The organism is Pseudomonas sp. Q12-87, assembly GCF_001269755.1.
Classification (GTDB): Bacteria; Pseudomonadota; Gammaproteobacteria; order Pseudomonadales; family Pseudomonadaceae; genus Aquipseudomonas; species Aquipseudomonas fluorescens_S.
The window spans coordinates 91988-106674 of sequence record NZ_LHVI01000023.1 but is presented as its reverse complement, the minus strand read 5'-3'; the positions used below and the strand labels follow the sequence as shown (position 1 = coordinate 106674).

At 61.3% G+C, this 14687-nt stretch carries 12 protein-coding genes; 6 read left to right on the top strand and 6 right to left on the bottom strand.

All coding sequences use genetic code 11. From position 1 onward, the window contains the following. The first annotated feature begins 136 nt into the window (after nt 1-136). The 3 genes from AD663_RS17135 to AD663_RS28470 all read left to right on the top strand — a co-directional run bounded on the left by AD663_RS17135 (nt 137) and on the right by AD663_RS28470 (nt 3326). Nucleotides 137-2008 carry a SurA N-terminal domain-containing protein gene (locus AD663_RS17135; protein WP_003183166.1) on the top strand — a complete coding sequence of 624 codons (1872 nt, stop codon included), beginning with the start codon at nt 137-139 and terminating at the stop codon, nt 2006-2008. Nucleotides 2009-2229: 221 nt separating this feature from the next. Beyond that, the gene (locus tag AD663_RS17130) at nt 2230-3069 is read left to right on the top strand and encodes a DUF2242 domain-containing protein (protein WP_003183164.1); all 840 of its coding nucleotides are present in this window, start codon (nt 2230-2232) and stop codon (nt 3067-3069) included. A 74-nt stretch (nt 3070-3143) separates the two neighbouring features. Next, nucleotides 3144-3326 carry a hypothetical protein gene (locus AD663_RS28470; protein ID WP_083455164.1) on the top strand — a complete coding sequence of 61 codons (183 nt, stop codon included), beginning with the start codon at nt 3144-3146 and terminating at the stop codon, nt 3324-3326. Between the two features lie 31 nt (nt 3327-3357). On the opposite strand, the gene AD663_RS17125 is transcribed toward AD663_RS28470, so the two are convergent. After that, nucleotides 3358-4395: an AraC family transcriptional regulator gene (locus tag AD663_RS17125; protein WP_053214219.1), complete on the bottom strand. Its 1038-nt coding sequence runs from the start codon at nt 4393-4395 to the stop codon at nt 3358-3360. A gap of 2 nt (nt 4396-4397) precedes the next feature. Further along, a complete protein-coding gene (locus AD663_RS17120; RefSeq protein ID WP_053214218.1) occupies nt 4398-5528 on the bottom strand; it encodes a carbon-nitrogen hydrolase family protein in 1131 nt (376 codons plus the stop codon). Nucleotides 5529-5774: 246 nt separating this feature from the next. Between AD663_RS17120 and AD663_RS17115 the strand changes: the two genes are divergently transcribed. Both AD663_RS17115 and AD663_RS17110 read left to right on the top strand, forming a co-directional pair. Next, on the top strand, nt 5775-7814 hold the full coding sequence (locus AD663_RS17115; protein ID WP_053214217.1) for an FAD-dependent oxidoreductase: 2040 nt from the start codon (nt 5775-5777) through the stop codon (nt 7812-7814). A gap of 185 nt (nt 7815-7999) precedes the next feature. Continuing rightward, a complete protein-coding gene (locus tag AD663_RS17110) occupies nt 8000-8908 on the top strand; it encodes a 1-aminocyclopropane-1-carboxylate deaminase/D-cysteine desulfhydrase (protein ID WP_053214216.1) in 909 nt (302 codons plus the stop codon). Between the two features lie 7 nt (nt 8909-8915). Here AD663_RS17110 and AD663_RS17105 read toward each other — a convergent pair whose 3' ends face one another. Both AD663_RS17105 and AD663_RS17100 read right to left on the bottom strand, forming a co-directional pair. Further along, nucleotides 8916-9464 carry a cytochrome b gene (locus AD663_RS17105; protein WP_003183152.1) on the bottom strand — a complete coding sequence of 183 codons (549 nt, stop codon included), beginning with the start codon at nt 9462-9464 and terminating at the stop codon, nt 8916-8918. A 186-nt stretch (nt 9465-9650) separates the two neighbouring features. Beyond that, entirely contained in the window at nt 9651-11057 is a 1407-nt protein-coding gene (locus AD663_RS17100; RefSeq protein ID WP_053214215.1) for a type VI secretion system Vgr family protein, read from the bottom strand. 218 nt (nt 11058-11275) lie between these two features. Here AD663_RS17100 and AD663_RS17095 point away from each other — a divergent pair, with 218 nt between their 5' ends. Next, nucleotides 11276-11980 carry a YebC/PmpR family DNA-binding transcriptional regulator gene (locus AD663_RS17095; RefSeq protein WP_003183149.1) on the top strand — a complete coding sequence of 235 codons (705 nt, stop codon included), beginning with the start codon at nt 11276-11278 and terminating at the stop codon, nt 11978-11980. A gap of 4 nt (nt 11981-11984) precedes the next feature. Here AD663_RS17095 and AD663_RS17090 read toward each other — a convergent pair whose 3' ends face one another. Beyond that, entirely contained in the window at nt 11985-13337 is a 1353-nt protein-coding gene (locus AD663_RS17090) for a leucine-rich repeat-containing protein kinase family protein (protein WP_053214214.1), read from the bottom strand. Nucleotides 13338-13614: 277 nt separating this feature from the next. Then, nucleotides 13615-14676 carry an ABC transporter substrate-binding protein gene (locus AD663_RS17085; protein WP_053214213.1) on the bottom strand — a complete coding sequence of 354 codons (1062 nt, stop codon included), beginning with the start codon at nt 14674-14676 and terminating at the stop codon, nt 13615-13617. Nucleotides 14677-14687 lie beyond the last annotated feature (11 nt).

Below are 14687 nucleotides of genomic sequence, written 5' to 3'. Positions count from 1 at the left end.
GGGCTTGCAGGTTCGAGCCTGGTCCGCTCCGCCAGTTACGAGAAGGCGCATCCTCGGATGCGCCTTTCTTCTATCCGGATTCTACCCACGCTCCACGGTTGCCTAAATTTGAAGTTCAACCGTTTCTGGGGGACGCATGCTGCAGAATATCAGGGACAATTCACAAGGCTGGATTGCCAAAACCATCATCGGGGTCATCGTCGCATTGATGGCGTTGACCGGTTTCGATGCCATTTTCAAGGCCACTACCAACAGCAACGACGCGGCGAAGGTCAACGGCGAAGAAATCAGTCAGAACGAACTGAGCCAAGCGGTCGACATGCAACGCCGTCAGCTCATGCAACAGCTGGGCAAGGATTTCGACGCCTCCCTGCTGGACGAGAAAATGCTGCGTGATTCGGCGCTCAAGGGCCTGATCGATCGCAAGCTGTTGCTGCAAGGCGCACACGACGCAAAATTCGCTTTTTCCGAAGCCGCGCTGGATCAAGTGATCCTGCAGACGCCTGAATTCCAGGTAGAGGGCAAATTCAGCCCTGAACGTTTCGACCAGGTGATCCGCCAGCTGGGCTACAACCGTATGCAGTTCCGCCAGATGCTGGCTCAGGAAATGCTGATCGGCCAGCTGCGCGCAGGTCTTGCTGGCAGCGGTTTCGTCACCGATGCGCAGGTGTTGGCGTTCGCCAGGCTGGAAAAACAGACTCGTGATTTCGCCACCCTGAACATCAAGGCCGATCCGTCGTCCGTGAAGCTGACCGATGAAGAGGTCAAGGCTTACTACGACAAGCATGCCAAGGAATTCATGACGCCCGACCAGGTGGTCATCGACTACCTCGAACTGAAGAAAGCGTCTTTCTTCGATCAGGTCAGCGTGAAAGATGAAGACTTGCAGGCGGCCTATCAGAAGGAAATCGCCAATCTGTCCGAACAGCGTCGAGCTGCGCACATTCTGATCGAGGTGAACGATAAGGTCACCGAAGCCCAGGCCAAGGCGAAGATCGAGGAGATCCAGGCTCGCTTGGCCAAGGGTGAGTCGTTCGAAGCACTGGCGAAGGAGTTTTCCCAGGATCCGGGCTCGGCCACCAACGGTGGCGACCTCGGTTATGCCGGTCCAGGCGTCTACGATCCAGAGTTCGAGAAGGCCTTGTATGCCCTGAACAAGGATCAGGTTTCGGCGCCGGTTCGCACCAGCTTCGGTTTGCACCTGATCAAGCTGCTGGGCGTCGAAGCACCTGAAGTGCCGACCTTTGCAAGCTTGAAAGACAAGCTGACCCGCGAGCTGAAAACCCAGCAGGTCGAGCAGCGTTTCGTAGAAGCAACCAAGCAATTGGAAGACGCCTCGTTCGAAGCCTCCGACCTGGCGCAACCGGCCCAGGATCTGAAGCTGACCGTTCACACATCGGCACCGTTCGGTCGTGAAGGTGGTGACGGGATTGCGGCCAACCGTGCCGTGGTAACCGCTGCGTTCAGCCCGGAAGTGCTGGATGAAGGCGCTAACAGCACCGCTATCGAGCTGGACCCGGAAACCGTCGTGGTGTTGCGTGCCAAGGAGCACCGCAAGCCTGCGCAATTGCCGCTGGAAAGCGTCGCAGGGCCTATTCGTGCACAACTGGCCAAGGAACACGCCAGTTCGGCTGCCAAGACCCGGGCCGACGAGTTGATCGCCAGCCTGCGTGATGGCAAGACGGCGCTGAATAAGCCAGTCGACGGCCAAGCCTGGAAAGCCACTGAAGCGGCGACCCGTAACCAGGAAGGCATCGACCCGGCCGTGTTGCAGGCATTGTTCCGGATGCCCAAGCCTGATTCCAAGGACAAGCCGACGTTCACCAGCGTGACGTTGCCTGACGGCGGCCTGGTGGTGGTGCGTTTGAACGGCGTGAACGAAGCGGCGGCACCGACCGAGCAAGAGAAAGCCGAGTATCGCCGCTATCTCGCGTCCCGTGTCGGCCAGCAGGACTTCGCTGCTTACCGCAAGCAGTTGGAGAGCCAGGCGGACATCAAGCGTTTCTGACGCTTGAGGTCAATCAAACAGGACCCCGGCCGAAACGCCGGGGTTTTTTGTTTCTGCTTTTTGCCTTTTGGGCAGGGTGTTCGTCGATCCGGCGGGTGAATGTCTTTTTCCTGCAAACAACCCCCAGTAGACTTGTAACCCCTTTGAAACAAGATTAGCCACGCTGCCTGGCGGCGTTCTGTTGCACAATACGCCCCGGACCGTTTTTCTCAGGATGTTCAATGTTCAAATCATTTCATACGCGCACCATCGGGCTTGCATTGGTGTTGGTCGCCGCAGCCGGTTGCTCGTCCAAGAAAGCTGCCATTTATGAGCACGAGAATTTCGACGACTCCGGGACGTTTTCGCGCACTTATCCGGTGAGTGACGCCGCGACCTGCGAAGCCGGGCGCCGGGCGCTGCTCAGCCAGGGCTACATCATTACCAGCAGTGATCCGAAGTTGGTCAGTGGGCACAAGAGCTTTCAGCAGACCGGTGACACGCACATGGAGATCAGTTTCAACCTGGTCTGTGCCGAAGATGGCGGAGCCGGGCACCGTGCAACCATGTTCGCCAATGCCTTGCAGGACCGTTACGCCCTGAAGAAGACCAACAACTCCGCCAGCCTTGGCGTGGGCGTACTGGGCTCGGTATCGATGCCGATCGGTTCGTCGGATGATTCGATGGTCAAGGTCGCCAGCGAAACGGTATCGGCCGCGAAGTTCTATGAGCGTTTCTTTGCGTTGGTAGAGTTGTTCCTTCCGCCAGAGGCGAAAAAGGCTGCCCAGGACGCCGAAAAACCGAAAACTGAGCTGGGGATCCCGGAAACCAAGGCCGAGCCGGCGGCGCTGGCGCCAGAACCCGCACCTGGCATCGTGCAGGACGCTGCGGCGCCAGCCCCCGTTGAACCGGCCGCCGCCGTGTCGGAACCGGTCGCACCGCCAGTCGAGCCAGCGCCAATTGCGCCGGCTGAGCCTGCCGCGCCGGTAGGCCCGGAGTCGACAATGGAAGCGGTCACGCCGCCGCCTGCGAGCACCTTGCCGGCTCCGAGCGAATCGATCCAGGCGCTCCCCGCGTACTGAGGCCACTGGCGAGGAAGACATTCCTTGTCACGCCTTCAGGCGTTAACTTCCCAACGCTGTGCTACGTTTAATTGATGAAGCCTGTGCTTCATATTTTATTCATAAAGCAGCTTTATGCTGATTCCAGCGCCATCAGGGCATTGGTTTCGATAACAGGGGAAGGACGCGTAATGGACGATTATCAGGAAGAGCTGCTGGAATACCAGGCGTATGAACTGGACCCGCTGGAACCCGCCGAAGATGCCACGGAGCTCTGAGGCGACTGCTGGCAAGCGGCAAGCTTGAAGCTCAGTTGATCCGGTGGCCGCGACGAAACTCTCCCGGCGTCTGGTCGTTCCAGCGCTTGAAGGCACGTTGAAAGGCCTCGGCTGAGGCGAATCCCAGCAAGTAGGCGATTTCACCGAACGCCAGTTCAGTATCGCGAATGTAGGTCATCGCCAGGTCGCGGCGGGTGTCGTTGAGGATGGCGCGAAATTGCGTGCCTTCTTCGGCCAGCTTGCGACGTAGCGTCCAGGTCGGCAATTTCAGGCGAGCCGCCATTTCTTCCAGTCCGGGTTCCCGACCGCCGTTGAGCAATGGCCCCAGCATCTGGATGATGCGTTCACGCAGGCTGCGCGTGCGGGTCAGCTGTTCCAATTCCCGTTCGCACAACTGAATCAGGTGTTGCCAGGTACTGGGGCAATGCTGCGGATTGCGTTGGGCGAGGCTGTCCAGGCCCAGGCGCAGTTGGTTCTGTTCGGCGCCAAACTGGATCGGGCAGTCACCGAGGATGCGGTAGGCATCCATATAGACCGGTTCTTCGAATTCGATGTCGATGCGTTCGGGGCGCAGCGCGACGCCACCGACACTGGAGAGTTGCGCAAGCCAGCCGGCGATTATCGAATCCACGACGAAGCGGTTATAGGCGTTGTAGGGGTTGATGGAATAGAACCTTAGCCAGGCGCCGCGGGCATCCTCGTGAAAACTGGACTGGCCGCGGTAGTTGGAGCCATACAGCGGCTCGAAGCGGGTCATGCAACGGGCTGCCTCTCGCACGGTCGGTGCCTGGGCTGCGGTAACACCCGCTAGCCCTGCCTGGCTCAGACGGCTCAGCCGACCCATGCGCAGGCCCAGGGCCGGATCGTCGGTCAGTTGAATCGCGGCATGCCCCAGGCGCATGTAGCGTGGGATCGACAGCCTTGCGCCGGGCTCGGCCAGGCGCGCCGCATCGAGGCCGTACTGTTCAAGCAAGGGCAGGGGGTCCTGGCCGTGGCTGGCAACCGCATCGGCCAGGCTGTGGACGAAGCCCACCGACAAGTCCCCCAGGCGCATCGGTTGTGGCTTCATGTTCACAGCCACAGGTTCAGCAGGCGGGCGCCACGGGCTTCGCCATCAGGGAACTGTTGGCCGTTGTGGCTGATAAAACTCTGGCCGGCGCTGCCGCTGTCCCAGAACTGGCCGCGCAGGAACACGCTGACGCCTCCGCGGGCCTGACTGATTGGCAACTGGCTGATCAGTGTCAGGCGATGCCAGGCCTGGCCTTCACTCACTTCTCCGGGCTTGAGGCTCACTTCGCTTGGCGTGGACAAGCCTTTGTAACCGCCCCAAGGCTTGTCCCATGTGCCTCGGCCAGTGACGAACGCGGGAACCGCTATCAATTGGGCGCCCTGGTCGTTGAGCTGCCGGTAGTGGACCGGGTACCAACTGTCGCTGCCGATCAGCACGCCCAGGCGTCCGGCGGGCGTATCGACGACGTAACTCGTATTCGGCGGGGCAGCCCCCAGCACATCCTGTTGCTCGAATACTGGATGACGCTGGCGTTGGGGCTGGCCGATCGGCCGACCGTCGCTGCCGAACACCAGGCTGGCGTTATACAGGGCGCCGCGGCCAATTTTCAGTTCGCCCTCGCTGACGCTGGGCTCGGGCAATACGATGGACCCTGCCACCAAGGTGACGCCGAACTCCTTGGCCAGCCCACCGAACAGCGCCTGATAGTCATGGGCCATGCGGTCGGCTTTCATGCGCAGATAGGCATCGTCGAGTCGGTTATCCCCCTGGGCACTGACCAATGCTCGAATAAAGGCCAGCGGGTTGCTGGCTGCCAGCCAGTTCATGGCCTCCTTCAACGTGGCGGCCTGATACAGCTCGTCCTTTTCATCGTTGATCATCAGCCATGTGCCGATGTGCTCGGGCAGCACGACGACGGTCTTTTCGTTGAGAAAACCCTGGTCGCGGGCAGCTAGCAAATAGGCCGCCAGTTTTCGATGCAGGCGCTCGGGGCTTTGGTAGTCGGTGGGGAACAATTCAGGCTGGATGCCCAGCAGATTGCCGCGGTCGGCGGGAGCGCCCTGGTCGACCGCCAGGTTGATCCGAAGGTCTGACAGGTAATGACCCGCCGGGCGATCCGTCGTCCACAGTGCGTAGGTGACGAGGACGGCCATCAAGGCCAGTGAGAACAGCAGGTACAGAATTTTGCGCATGGGGACAGTCAGCGGCCGTTTGCAGGTGCGTGATTTTTCATCAGGAACTAGGGGCAGGTTACGGTAAAACAAAGGATTAGCGAAGGGCGCGCGCTTATTGTAGTCCCCAGGAGTTGCGCATTTTGATCATCAACTTGTCAGTTACGGTCATTGAGCGGCTGCACACCGGCTCTTAGTCTGTCGGCATGACTGAGGGAAGCCGCAGAGCTTCCGCATTTTCCGTGATCGCCCGTTGTGGAGTTACCGATGACCGCCTCCCATTACCCGCACTTGCTGGCTCCGTTGGACCTGGGTTTCACCACGTTGCGCAACCGAACCTTGATGGGCTCGATGCACACCGGTCTTGAAGAAAAGCCCGGCGGCTTCGAACGCATGGCAGCGTATTTTGTCGAGCGCGCCCGTGGCGGCGTCGGCTTGATGGTCACCGGCGGTATCGGGCCGAATGATGAGGGCGGCGTTTACTCCGGTGCCGCCAAGCTGACCACTGAAGAAGAAGCGCTCAAGCATCAAATCGTGACCCGCGCGGTTCATGAGGCCGGTGGCAAGATCTGCATGCAGATTCTCCATGCCGGGCGCTATGCCTACAGCCCCAAGCAAGTGGCTCCCAGCGCGATCCAGGCGCCGATCAACCCATTCAAGCCCAAGGAACTGGACGAAGAGGGCATCGAGAAACAGATCAGCGATTTTGTTACCTGCTCGGTTCTGGCCCAGAAGGCGGAATACGACGGCGTCGAGATCATGGGCTCGGAAGGTTATTTCATTAACCAGTTCCTGGCCGCCCACACCAACCACCGTACCGACCGTTGGGGCGGCAGTTATGAAAACCGCATGCGCCTGCCGGTGGAAATCGTCCGTCGGGTGCGCGAAGCGGTAGGCCCGAATTTCATCATTATCTTTCGTCTGTCGATGCTCGACCTGGTGGAAGGTGGCAGCGCCTGGGATGAAATCGTCCAATTGGCCAAGGCCATCGAGCAAGCCGGTGCGACGATCATCAACACCGGCATCGGCTGGCACGAGGCGCGGATTCCGACCATCGCCACCAAGGTGCCGCGGGCCGCGTTCAGCAAGGTCACGGCTAAACTGCGCGGCTCGGTCAGCATCCCGCTGATCACCACCAACCGTATCAACACCCCGGAAGTGGCCGAGCGGATCCTGGCCGAAGGCGATGCCGACATGGTGTCAATGGCGCGCCCCTTCCTGGCGGATCCGGACTTCGTCAACAAGGCTGCTGCCGGTCGCAGCGATGAGATCAACACCTGCATCGGCTGCAACCAGGCCTGCCTCGACCACACCTTTGGCGGCAAGCTCACCAGTTGCCTGGTGAACCCACGGGCGTGCCATGAGACGGAACTCAACTACTTGCCGACAACCCAGGTGAAGAAAATCGCGGTGGTGGGTGCCGGCCCGGCTGGATTATCCGCTGCCACCGTGGCGGCTGAGCGAGGGCACCAGGTAACGCTGTTCGATTCGGCCAGCGAAATCGGCGGCCAGTTCAATATCGCCAAACGCGTGCCAGGCAAGGAAGAGTTTTTCGAAACCTTGCGTTACTTCAATCGCAAGTTGCAGACCACCAACGTGGAACTGTGCCTCAACACCCGGGTGGATGTGGCGCAATTGGTGGCGGGCGGTTACGACGAGATCATTCTCGCCACCGGTATCGCGCCGCGCGTCCCAGCGATCCCCGGCGTCGAGCACGCCAAGGTATTGAGCTACCTGGACGCAATCCTCGAGCGCAAGCCAGTGGGCCGCAGCGTGGCGGTAATCGGCGCCGGTGGCATTGGCTTCGACGTCTCGGAATTCCTGGTTCACCAGGGGGTTGCCACCAGCCTGGACCGCGAGGCGTTCTGGAAGGAGTGGGGGATCGATACCCAGCTCCATGCCCGAGGCGGCGTGGCGGGGATCCGGGCAGAGCCCCATGCACCGGCACGCCAGGTGTTTTTGTTGCAGCGCAAGAAATCCAAGGTCGGCGATGGCCTGGGCAAGACCACTGGCTGGATTCACCGCACGGGGCTGAAGAACAAGCAGGTGCAGATGCTCAACAGCGTTGAATACCTGAAGATTGACGACGAAGGCCTGCACATTCGCATCGGCGAAACCGGCGAGCCGCAAGTGTTGCCGGTGGACAACGTCGTGATCTGCGCCGGCCAGGATCCGCTGCGAGAGTTGCAGGAAGGCTTGGAGGCGGCGGGGCAGAACGTCCATCTTATCGGCGGTGCCGACGTGGCGGCGGAGCTGGATGCCAAGCGGGCGATTAACCAGGGTTCGCGCTTGGCGGCGCAGTTGTAAGGCGCAGACCGGTAGAACGGCCCATTCCCCCTGAGGGAGCGAGCTTGCTCGCGATGACGACGGTACATTCAGCAACGATTCAAGCTGGACTGCCGCTATCGCGAGCAAGCTCGTTTCCACCGGGGAACGGCTTGAAGTCGCGTCCAGCTGCTAAGATGCCGGCATCTTTCTCCCGGCCCACCGCAATGCTGCTTCCCGCCCTCGACTGGCATCCCCAGCCCCGACTCGAATGCCTTCATCTGGACTGGCTAGCCCGTGCCGGAATTGAAGTCGCAGCGCTGCGTCTGGACCGTATCGATCTACTGATCAGCGGGAACAAGTGGTTCAAGCTTGTCCATCATTTGCGTGCCGCCCATGAGGTCGGTGCCGAGGGGATCATGAGCCTGGGCGGCGCCTATTCCAATCATTTGCATGCGTTGGCGGCGGCCGGCAAGCGCTTCGGTTTTCCAACGGTCGGGCTGCTGCGCGGTCATCCCCGGGAAACACCCACGGTGCTCGACCTTCAAGCGTTCGGCATGGACCTGCACTGGTTGGGCTACGGCGGATACCGCGGACGTCATGCTGCGGATTTCTGGGAGCCTTGGCGGGCGCGCTACCCAAGGTTGCATCCGGTGCCCGAGGGCGGTTCAGGCTTACCCGGCGCGCAGGGCTGCATGGCCTGGGTCGCCGATGCCCGCGAGCAGTTGGCGGCGTTGGGGTGGACGGATTATCACGGTTGGTGGCTGGCCTGCGGCACTGGAACGTCACTGGCGGGGCTGGTGCTGGCCGAAGCCGGCGAGCGCCCGGTCTACGGTGTACTGGCCGTGCCCCAGGACCATGGCGTGGCGCAGCAGGTCGAACGCATCGTGGAGGCGGCGGGGCTCTCCAAGCCTCAATACACGTTGTTCGACGGTAGTCGTGGCGGGTTTGCCCAGGTCGATGGCGAACTGAGCGAGTTTATTCAGGCCACGGATGCCATCGAATTGGAGCCGCTGTACACCGGCAAGGCCTTGATGCTGCTCAAGGCACAGGTCGAGGCAGGGCGTCTTGCTCCGGGCACCCGCTTGATCTTTGTCCACACGGGCGGCTTGCAAGGCCGCCGAGGGTTTCAATAGCTGTCCATCAACCGCGTTTGGGCATCATCCGCAAGAGCGTGTTGTCGCGCACCACATAGTGATGGTACAGGCCCGCCAAGGCATGCAGGCCGATCAGCCAATAGCCGATAGTGCCGCCCAGCACATGCCAGCCTTCCAGTTGCTTGGCGAAATTCTTGTCCTGATCGATGAGCAACGGCAGATCGAAGCCGTAGAACATCACCTGGTGACCTTCGGCACTGGTGATCAACCAGCCCAGCAGCGGCATGGCGATCATGAACAGGTACAACGCCCAGTGCATCAGGCGCGCCAGAAAGGTTTGCCATGCAGGCGAAGCCGGGAAAATCGCCGGTGCCTTGCCCATGCTGCGGGCGAACAGGCGCAGCCAGACCAGCAGGAACACCGTCAGGCCGAGCATGAAATGCGCTTCCTTGATCAGGGTCCGACCGCCGCTTCCCTTCGGAAATATGCCCCGGAATTCGATGCAGGCATAGACCACGGCCAGCAGGACCAGCATCAGCCAATGCAGGGTCACCGTGACGGTACTGTAGCGGCTTTCTGAGTTTTTCCAGGGCATTGCGGGTATCTCCAACTATCAGGGTAGAGCGCCGTCTTGAGCAGCGTTGTCGTCCACTGTATGCCGGTTTCGTTGGGTTTGCATGAGCCAGATCAGTTTTGCCGGCTCGGCCGGACAATGGATGATGGGTACTAGGGTGGTAGAGCTGCCAGGTGGCAACGCCATTCAGCGGACCCCGGCGTTGCGTCAGGGGTTGAGGTCTGGCGGGTTCAGGAGCCAGTCCAGCAGCGGCCCCGGGTCACTACTGCCCCGAGGTGGTTTGGGTGGCGCGGCGGCCGGTCCTGCGCCGGAATCGATCGCTCCCGGGCACAACACCGGTCGGTCGGGGTCGCCGTCGAGGAAACTCACCAGCACTTCGCTGCCGGCCACCAGCACAGGGCTGCCCGCCTGTGTCAGCCGCGACACGGGCAGCGTGATGCTTTCTTGGCCCGGCCTCCACAGGTTGACCGTGACGTGGCCGTGCTCATCGGTCATGACCGGTTGGCCGGCGCGTCCTGGCACATGAGCCAGATGGTACCCGGGGATGCAGGGCTTGGGCTGTTTAAGGGCTGGCCTGAATACGGTGGACCAGGGAATTGCAACGAACCGGTTGCGGTATGCCCCGCCCGGCGGGATGGCGGGCAGGTTCGGTTCAAGAATCGAGAACTGCCGCCCGCGATGCTGCACCTCGGTGATCAGCCATTGATCGTTGAAGGTGGAAACCGGATGCCCGGACACCTGGACGATGTAGCCGCTGCCCAGGGTCGGTTGGGTGCTGTGGCCGTGGATCTCCCGTTGCCGGCAGCGCAACCGTTCAAGGTGGCGGCGAACAGTCTGGTAACGGTGGGCCAGCACCGGGTCGCCACGCAGGGCCTCGTGGCCGACGTCGCCAAGGTGTTGATTCGCCGCCATGGATTGCGCATCGGTCATGCCCCGGTCACTGAACTCGAAGGGCGGGTCGGGCCTGACATGATGGTGACGCATATACATCCGCTTGATGGCCGGTTGCAAAGCATCGCTGGACCGAACAGGCAGCTCGATCACCTGCGCGGGAAAGCTTTTCGGGTCCTCGGCGAACACCAGCACGTGGCCCTGGGGTGCGTGTTCGAAGTGGTAGTGAATGCCTTCTGCTTCGCATAACCGCTGCAAGAACGCCAGATCGCTTTCCTCATATTGGATGCAGAACGGCTGTCGCGGGTATTGCCCGTGAGGCAGCTCGAAACGGTAACTGCTGGCGGGCAACGCGTTTTCCTCCAGCAGACGTTGCAGCACCTGCACGACGCTGAGCCCGGAGAACACCCGTCGCCGTGGGTCTTGTTCCAGGCGCTGCAAGTACGGAACCAGCGTGATGCGATAGCCGACCCGGTGCGCGCCCCGATCGCTCAGGCTGACACTCTGAACGACGCCATGAATGCCCGATTCGCTCTCCAGGCGCAGGAAGGCCGGTTGTCCCAGCAGCCTGTCCGGGTTCAACGCAGGTGCCAGGCCGATCAATTCGAGTTCGAATCGGTAGGGTTGGTTAAGGGCTTCGCGGCCATTGAACCGCAATACTTGCAGCTGCAAGTCGCTTTGCGTGAGTGTCAGGCTGAAGGGGCTTTCCGTGTCGTTGCGCATCGCGACTCTCAGGTACGGGAGAAAGGCGCAGAGGGTACGAAACCGCAGGGAGGAACGCTGCGGGGAAGGCTCTATTTCAGAAAAGCCCTACGACACGCTGTGAAAATGTTGATTCCATCGGCTGAATTTTTTGGTCGATCAGCCGGTTTAGGCCGTATAAACTTGCGCCACAGCGCCGGCCGGCAGATGTCTCGGCGCGTCAGACAAGAGAGTGAGTAATGGGCGCACAGTGGAAGGTTAAACACAAAGAAGCGGCTGCCAACGCCAAGGGCAAGATTTTCGGCAAGTTGGTGAAAGAAATCACCATTGCCGCGCGTAACGGCGCCGATACCGCCACCAACGCACACTTGCGCCTGGTGGTCGAGCAGGCGAAAAAGGCCTCGATGCCCCGCGAGACCCTGGAGCGCGCGATCAAGAAAGGTTCCGGCCAGCTCGGTGAGACCGTGCAATACCACCGCGTCACCTACGAAGGGTTCGCCCCGCATCAGGTGCCGCTGATCGTCGAATGCGTGACTGATAACATCAACCGTACCGTTGCCGAGATCCGTGTCGCGTTCCGCAAGGGCCAACTGGGCGCTTCGGGTTCGGTGGCGTGGGACTTCAACCATGTCGGCATGATCGAGGCCGCACCGGACAGCCCGGATGCCGATCCAGAAATGGCGGCCATCGAGGCGGGCGCGCAGGATTTCGAGCCAGGTGAAGACGGCGCGACGCTGTTCCTGACCGACCCGGCTGACCTCGATGCGGTGCAGAAAGCACTGCCGGAGCAGGGTTTTACCGTCTTGTCGGCCAAGCTCGGCTATCAGCCGAAAAACCCGGTCAGCGGTTTGACCGACGAGCAGATGGCCGAAGTCGAAGCCTTCCTCGAGGGCCTCGACAACCACGATGACGTGCAGGACATGTTTGTCGGGTTGGCCGGTTAAACGACTACACCCCATCCACTGTGGCCAGGGAGCTTGTTCCCTTGCCACGGTTGCGCAATATACCTTCAATCTCATCGAACCCCGGTCGCGCCAGCACCTCTGGCTGACAGCAGCGCGCCTGTAGGTCCTGCAACGTGGTCAGTTCCACGGCATTGAGCACCGGTTCGATCCGCGCCAACAATTCCTCCAACAAAATCCCGAAGGCCCGTACCTCGATGCGTTGCAGTGCGCGGGTTTGCACGCTGTCGGCAATGGCGTGGAACGACGCCGCGCCAAAGTCCCCCAGCAGGCAGTGGCCTTGATCATTGAACAAAATATTGTGCCCGTAGAGATCCCCATGGGTAATGCCCTGGCGATGCAGGTGCGCTGCCACCGAGGCGATGCCGTGGGCCATGCGCAACGCCACCGGGGCGCTCAGGCTTAGCCCGTCGGCATACACATCGCGAGTGCACGATGCCAGGCTCGGCAACCCGGCCAGGTTGCGGTAGCTGGGCTCGATCAGTGCCATCACCAGGCCGGCCTGTTGCTCGGGATGCCCGTCGACCTGGCCCAGCACATCAATCAGGTTCGGATGCTGTCCAGCAGTGATGCAGGCATGCATTTCGTGCAATGGCGAGCCGTCGCTGGTCATCTGGCCCTTGTACAGTTTCACCGCGACGTTGCAGGCGACTTGGCCCGGCGGTTGCCACAGTGCCTGGTGAATGACCCCGGATGCGCCTTCGCCCAACTGTTGTTGCAGGTCCAACTGCGACCAGTCGATGAGCGTCGTCGTATTCAACGCCGCGGCGTCGGCCTGGGTTTCCAGCGGGTTACCGGCGTAGGCCAGCCAACTGAGGCTCGGCAGTTCCAGCAACCACTGCGGCAGTTCGGTCAATTGGTTGGCGGCGATGCGCAACAGTTCGAGGCGATGACACTGTGCCAGGCTAGCCGGTAATTGCTGCAAACAGTTGCCGGCCAGCATCAGCTTCTGCAGATGCGGGCGCTGGCCCAGCTCCTCCGGCAATTGGGTAAGGTTGTTGTCGGTCAGGATCAGCCAGCGCAGCAGCGGCGGCAGTGCGGCACCGGTTACGCGCTCGATGCGGTTGGCCTTGAAACCGACCATGGTCAGCGCCGCGCAACGACCCAGGCATTCGGGCAGTTCAGTGAAGCGATTGTCCGAGCAGAACAGCACTCGCAGGCGGGTCAGCCGATGCAGGTCGTCGGGCAGCGTGTCCAGTGCGTTACCGCTGAGGTTGAGCACTTCGAGGGAATCGGCCAGGTCGAAGATTTCCCGAGGGAACTGCGTCAGGCCGCAGGCCAGGTCAAGCCGGGTGATGCCTGACAGCTGGCCGGCGCGGAGTTGGGCGAGGGTGTTCATGAAAGGGTTCGCTGTTGGTCAAGGGGCGGGCGCAACACCTGAAGCCGACCGCAGGCCCCGTGGCGAGGGAGCTTGCTCCCGCTGGGCTGCGAAGCAGCCCTGATCCAGGCACCGCGATCTCTCAGTCAGACCGGGTAGACTCATTCACGACGGCTTCGCCGCCGAGCGGGAGCAAGCTCCCTGGCCACAGGTCACTCATTCCGGTTCATTGGCATCAGTTATCAAGCCCAAGATGGCTGGCATGATAAAGGCAAAGCGCAGGCTGATGTTGAATGCTCTAGCGCTCGATGCTGCGGTTCCACCGTGCGTTCCAGGCCGGACGCTGTTCGTTGACCTGATCCCAATCCACGGCAATCGCCGTTTCCAGGTATTGCTTCATCGCCTCCACCTGGCCGCGGGTCTTGTCGGTGGTCGGCGTGTTGGGGTTGGACGGGATCTGGTCGCCTTCCTCCAGAGCGACGGCCTGGGCTTGGGGGCTCAGCAGGAATGCGGCCAGTTTTTGCGCCAGCTCAGGCTGCGTGTTTTGGGCGATGGCGCATTCGGCCACGTTGAGTACCACGGCGCCTTCCTTGGGTTGCGCGTATTCCACCGGCATGCCCTTGAGCTTGAGCGCGGTCACCTGGGTCGGCGTCAGCGGGAACAGCGCGGCCTCGTCGGTCTGCAGCATTTCGGAAATCTTCGCCGAGCTCGGGATATATTCCAGCACGTTGCGCCCGACGGTGTTCGGCCACGCCTTGAAGCCCGGCTCGACGTTGGTTTCGCTGCCACCCTGGATCCGGTTGAACATCAGGAAACCGTGCAGGCCGAAGGTGGACGAAGCCATCGATTGGAACACTACTTTATCCTTGAAGCGCGGGTCGGCCAGGTCCATCCAGGAAGTTGGCGCATTCCAGCCTTTTTCCTTGAATAACCGCGTGTTGTAGGCCAGCCCTGTCACCCCGAGGCTGACGGCCACGGCTTGGTCCTTGATGCGTCCCTTGGCCGGAATCTGGGCCAGGGTCGGGCTGTCCTCGAGCTTGTCGCACAGCCCCATTGCGATGGCGCGGTACATGATGCCGTCATCGAGGAACATCACGTGCATCTGCGGATTGCCTTTGCTCGCCTGGACCTTCGCCAGGATGTCGGCGGAGGTGCCGGGCACGATCACCACTTTGACGTTGTTGGCTTTTTCGAAGGACGGCAAGACTTTGTCGGCGTAAAGCCGCTCCATGGTTCCGCCGTTCATGCCCAGGTAAAGCGTCGGCTCGGCCAACGCCTGGGTGACCGGGAGCAGGGCGCCCAGGCAAGAGAAACCCAGCGAGCAGAAACCGAACAATGCACTGCGTTTGACGTTATTCATTGGCGCGACCT